The sequence below is a fragment of the Streptomyces sp. NPDC057486 genome (genome assembly GCF_042802415.1).
Classification (GTDB): Bacteria; Actinomycetota; Actinomycetes; order Streptomycetales; family Streptomycetaceae; genus Streptomyces; species Streptomyces yanii.
Genome location: NZ_JBHVEE010000277.1, coordinates 1 through 3,930, shown reverse-complemented (window position 1 = coordinate 3,930; position 3,930 = coordinate 1). Strand labels below are relative to the sequence as shown.

6 protein-coding genes and 1 riboswitch are annotated in these 3,930 nt (G+C 69.6%); of the genes, 2 read left to right on the top strand and 4 right to left on the bottom strand.

Annotation, left to right across the window (positions count from 1 at the left end; translation table 11 throughout):
* Positions 1-98 precede the first annotated feature (98 nt).
* The 3 genes from ACFU6I_RS48080 to ACFU6I_RS48070 all read right to left on the bottom strand — a co-directional run bounded on the left by ACFU6I_RS48080 (position 99) and on the right by ACFU6I_RS48070 (position 1,720).
* Positions 99-254: a DUF6131 family protein gene (locus ACFU6I_RS48080; RefSeq protein WP_384380793.1), complete on the bottom strand. Its 156-nt coding sequence runs from the start codon at positions 252-254 to the stop codon at positions 99-101.
* Positions 255-463: 209 nt separating this feature from the next.
* On the bottom strand, positions 464-955 hold the full coding sequence (locus ACFU6I_RS48075; protein WP_384380790.1) for an Asp23/Gls24 family envelope stress response protein: 492 nt from the start codon (positions 953-955) through the stop codon (positions 464-466).
* A gap of 186 nt (positions 956-1,141) precedes the next feature.
* Positions 1,142-1,720, bottom strand: a complete 579-nt coding sequence (locus tag ACFU6I_RS48070) for a histidine phosphatase family protein (RefSeq protein WP_384380787.1) — start codon at positions 1,718-1,720, stop codon at positions 1,142-1,144.
* 126 nt (positions 1,721-1,846) lie between these two features.
* A riboswitch (adenosylcobalamin (AdoCbl) riboswitch) is annotated at positions 1,847-1,995 on the top strand.
* 3 nt (positions 1,996-1,998) lie between these two features.
* Here ACFU6I_RS48070 and ACFU6I_RS48065 point away from each other — a divergent pair.
* The gene (locus ACFU6I_RS48065) at positions 1,999-2,217 is read left to right on the top strand and encodes a CbtB-domain containing protein (protein ID WP_384031274.1); all 219 of its coding nucleotides are present in this window, start codon (positions 1,999-2,001) and stop codon (positions 2,215-2,217) included.
* Between the two features lie 27 nt (positions 2,218-2,244).
* Positions 2,245-3,018 (top strand): CbtA family protein, encoded by a 774-nt coding sequence (locus ACFU6I_RS48060; protein WP_384380785.1) that lies wholly within the window; start codon positions 2,245-2,247, stop codon positions 3,016-3,018.
* Positions 3,019-3,085: 67 nt separating this feature from the next.
* Here the strand turns inward: ACFU6I_RS48060 and ACFU6I_RS48055 are convergent, their stop codons facing one another.
* Complete coding sequence (locus tag ACFU6I_RS48055) at positions 3,086-3,649, bottom strand: GNAT family N-acetyltransferase (RefSeq protein ID WP_384380782.1); 564 nt, start codon at positions 3,647-3,649, stop codon at positions 3,086-3,088.
* Positions 3,650-3,930: the final 281 nt, after the last annotated feature.

Sequence of the window (3,930 nt, the reverse complement as noted above, 5' to 3'; positions counted from 1 at the left end):
GGACCCGTCGCCGGGGTGCGTCGTCCCGCGCAGATGCACGCTGCACCTACGTCCCCGAAGTGCCGGTCAGCTCGCGGGGCGAAGCGTTTTTCCGCCTCTCACCAGTAGTGGCGGCGTCCACCGATCCCGTGGCCGACAGCACCGAGAATCCAGAGGACCGCACCGATCAGCACGAGTGCGACGCCGATGGTCCACAAGAAGGAAATTCCGGCCACCATGCCGAGCACGAGCAAAATGACTCCGAGGACGATCATTGCGTCCCCCAATCTTTCAGGGCCACCTTCGAGTATGCGCCGGAGGGCATGTCCCGCGTGGTGGACGACCGCGCTGGCCCGTAGTGCCGTCCAAGGCCGGGAATCCCTGGCCGGGACCGCAGCGGATCACACGGGACAGCCGGGGTTCGGGGCCGACGAGGCGGTCCGACGGGCCCTCTCGACCACGCGCGATCCGGTCCGGCGAACCGCTACGCGACCCGCCTCTCCGGCTGCTGTTCCTCTTCCTCGTCGGGCAGCTTCACGTCGCTCACCAGGATGTTGACCTCCACGACCTCCAGACCGGTCATCCGCTCGATGGCGGCGATCACTTCGGTCCGGACGTCGCCCGTGAGCTCGACGATCGAGTACCCGTATTCGACGATGATCGACAGGTCGACCGCCGCCTGGACCTCGCCGACCTCGACCTTGACACCGCTGGTGACGGACTGACCTCCCGCTCCGGGAACCCGCTCCCGCACGGCCCCCATGCCGCGGGCGAATCCCCCTCCCATGCCCTGGACTCCGGGCACATCCCGGGCCGCCAGCCCGGCGATCTTCGCCACCACGCCGTCGGCGATCGTGGTTCGGCCCCGCGACCCGGGTTCCGTTCGGCGGTTTCCGCCGTGCGGTCCCGCTTCGTGCGTGGCCTCTGATTGCGAGCGGGTGGTTTCGGGCCGCTTCACCTGTGTTTGATCGGTCATGGTCGGTCGCCCTTCCGAAGAGACGGTGGGTTCGAACGCCTTGGCCATTTTACGTACCATTTGTCCACATTGCTCGAGCGGTACGGGTGTGTGGGCGGACCCACCGGCGGGCCCGCGCGGAGATGTGCTGTGACCTGACGCAACGGACGGGGTGGACGGTCCGGCGGTGCGAAGGACGACGCCGGGTCACGGGGCGACGGTTCCGGTGCTCAGGGACCGCCCGCAGCGCAGGTTCCAGCGGCCGGACCGGCCGGTGAGCTCGGTCAGCGTCAACGGGGCGACATCCAGCCGCCAGAACGCCTGCGGCGGAAGACCCAGCGCATGCACGATCGCAGCGCGCACCACTGCGGGTTCGACCACGGCGATCACGCGGCCGTCACCGGTGCCGTCCCGATGCAACGAGTCCAGCCAGCCGCCTACCCGCGTACACAGGTCCAGCAGCGACTCACCGCCGTGCGGTGCCGCCGAAGGGCCGGACAGCCAGTCCGAGACCGCCTCCGGCTCGGCCTCGCTCACCTCGGCCAGCCGCTGCCCGGTCCAGCGCCCCAAGTCCCAGCCACGGAGGGGTGGTTCGGGGTCGGACCGCAGCCCCAGCGCCTCGGCGGTCCCGGCGCACCGTTCGTCCGCGCCGTGCACCCGGCGGCCGGCGGCAGGCACCGCGTCCGCGGCCGCACGCGCCCGCCGGACACCGGACGCGTCGAGCGGGGCGTCACCGTCGAAACGGGCTTCGCGCAGCGCCGCATTGAGCGCCGGTGAGATCAACATCACCTGTATCGTCAACACCGGTGTCAACTCCCTGAACTGTGGACTCTCGGGTAAGCACACCATGGCCTCCGGGCCTTCCGGCCCCGCGGATGGCGCCATGGCGGCGGGTGCCCGCAGGCGGTATGGTCGCGACGAGCATGACGACGGTGTGATGGAAGTCCGGTGAGAATCCGGCACGGTCGCGCCACTGTGAACCCGTACCTGTACGGGAAGTCAGACCCGGCACTGTCGTCTCAGGCACCACGATCGGGACGCGTGTTCCCTCAGGAGGTTCTGCCATGGCACAGACTGCTGCCCCCGCAAGCGTCGCAACACCCGCTATCACCCCCATCTCGCTGAAGGCCATTGCCCCGTGGGCGGTCTTCTTCGGCATCCTCATGCTCGTCCTCCTGTACTTCGTCGGCGCCGAGCAGGGTGCCACCGCCCTCATTTCCGGCGAAGGTGTCCACGAGTGGGTTCACGACGGTCGCCACCTGCTCGGTTTCCCCTGCCACTGACACGCTGCGCACCTCAGGGGAACCCTCATGAACTCCATATCCGTCAGAGCCCTGCTCGTCCGCGGCATGCTGGCCGGACTTGTCGCGGGCGCGCTCGCTCTTGCCGTCGCCTACTTCCTCGGTGAGTCCCGGGTGGACGCGGCGATCGCCCTCGAAGAGGCTCACAGCCACGACCACGGCGGCGGCGAGGAGCTCGTCAGCCGCACCATGCAGTCCACCGCGGGTCTCGCCACCGGTGTCCTGGTCTTCGGCGTGGCTGTCGGCGGCATCGCCGCGCTGGTCTTCTGCTACGCCCTCGGCCGCATCGGCAGGTTCGGCCCGAGGGCCACGGCCGCATTGATCGCGTTCGGCGCCCTGCTGACCGTGTATGTCGTGCCGTTCCTCAAGTACCCGGCCAATCCGCCGGCTGTCGGAAACCCCGACACGATCGGCCAACGCACCACCCTGTTCTTCCTGATGGTCGCCCTCAGCGTGCTGCTGGCCGTCGCTGCCGTCATCTTCGGCAAGCGGCTGGCTCCCCGCCTCGGCAACTGGAACGCGTCCATCGCGGCGTCCGCCGCCTATGTGCTCGTCATCGGGCTGGCCTACGCCTTCCTGCCCTCGTTCAACGAGGTCGGAAAGGACTTCCCGGCGAGTCTGCTGTGGGAGTTCCGCCTCGCCACTCTCGCCGTTCAGGCCACGCTGTGGACCACTTTCGGTCTGGTCTTCGGCTATCTGACCGAGCGACTGCTGGTGCCGAAGACCGGTGCGGTGACGTCCGGGGGCGGTACCTCGTCCCATGCGGCCGCCGCTGCGGGCTGAGGCGCCGGCCGACTCGTCGGCCGTATGACGGCAGAACCCGCCGGAGCGTCCCGGCGGGTTCTGTCCCTTATACGGCGTCCGTCGCGGCGGTGGCTTCAGCCACGTACGTCACCTCTGTCGTGTCCGGCGCCTCCGGCGTGTCCGACCATTCGATGAGGAAGTACTTCACCCGGTCGTCCGCCCGGACGAAACGCATGCCTGCCGCCACCATGACGCGATGGGACGCGATGTTGTCGAGGTCGGCATCGCCGTTCACGGCGGCGATGCCCTCGTCGCGGGCGAACTCCAGCAGCGCCCGCAGCGCCTCGGAGGCGTACCCCTTGCCGCGCGCCGCAGGGGTCAGACCGTAGCCGATCGTCACCTGCCCCTCCGCGTTCGGAGCGCCGTGAAAACCCACTCCGCCTATGGCGTGTCCGTCCTGGCGGAGGCGGATCTCGTAGGCGCCGAACGGCTGGGGGTTGCCGGAGTCGGCGCAATGCTCCAAGAAATGCCTGGCCCCGGCCTTGTCGCCGTCGGTGGGGTACTCCGGTGCCCACAGGGCACCCGGCCCCGGACGGTGGGCCACTACGTTTTCCGCCTCGGCGGGACTCAACGGGTGGAGTACGAGTCGAGGTGTCACAAGATCTCCCATGACCCGTCGGACTATCACGACGGCGAGCTTCGGCGCACCGGAATTATCGGAATTTTTGCTGCCTGCAGGGGTGGGCAGCAGTGCCTTGACCCTCGCGCAGTGGGCGGAGCATCACGTGGCGGCCTTCCGCTGACATGGGCCCCGGTCGACGCAGCCGCCACCTCCCGGGCCGACGCACGTGGACACGGTCCGTCCGCAGCGGTGGGGGCGGGCGGGCCGGGGTAGGCCCCCCCGCCCCCCCCCCGGCCCCCCCCCCCCCCCGGGAGGGGGGGGGGGGGGCC

Excerpts from the sequence above, each read along its gene's own strand:
- ACFU6I_RS48070 (WP_384380787.1), bottom strand. The coding sequence starts at position 1,720 with ATGTTGATCTCACCGGCGCTCAATGCGGCGCTGCGCGAAGCCCGTTTC.
- ACFU6I_RS48060 (WP_384380785.1), top strand. The coding sequence starts at position 2,245 with ATGAACTCCATATCCGTCAGAGCCCTGCTCGTCCGCGGCATGCTGGCC.
- ACFU6I_RS48080 (WP_384380793.1), bottom strand. The coding sequence starts at position 254 with ATGATCGTCCTCGGAGTCATTTTGCTCGTGCTCGGCATGGTGGCCGGA.
- ACFU6I_RS48065 (WP_384031274.1), top strand. The coding sequence starts at position 1,999 with ATGGCACAGACTGCTGCCCCCGCAAGCGTCGCAACACCCGCTATCACC.
- ACFU6I_RS48055 (WP_384380782.1), bottom strand. The coding sequence starts at position 3,649 with ATGGGAGATCTTGTGACACCTCGACTCGTACTCCACCCGTTGAGTCCC.
- ACFU6I_RS48075 (WP_384380790.1), bottom strand. The coding sequence starts at position 955 with ATGACCGATCAAACACAGGTGAAGCGGCCCGAAACCACCCGCTCGCAA.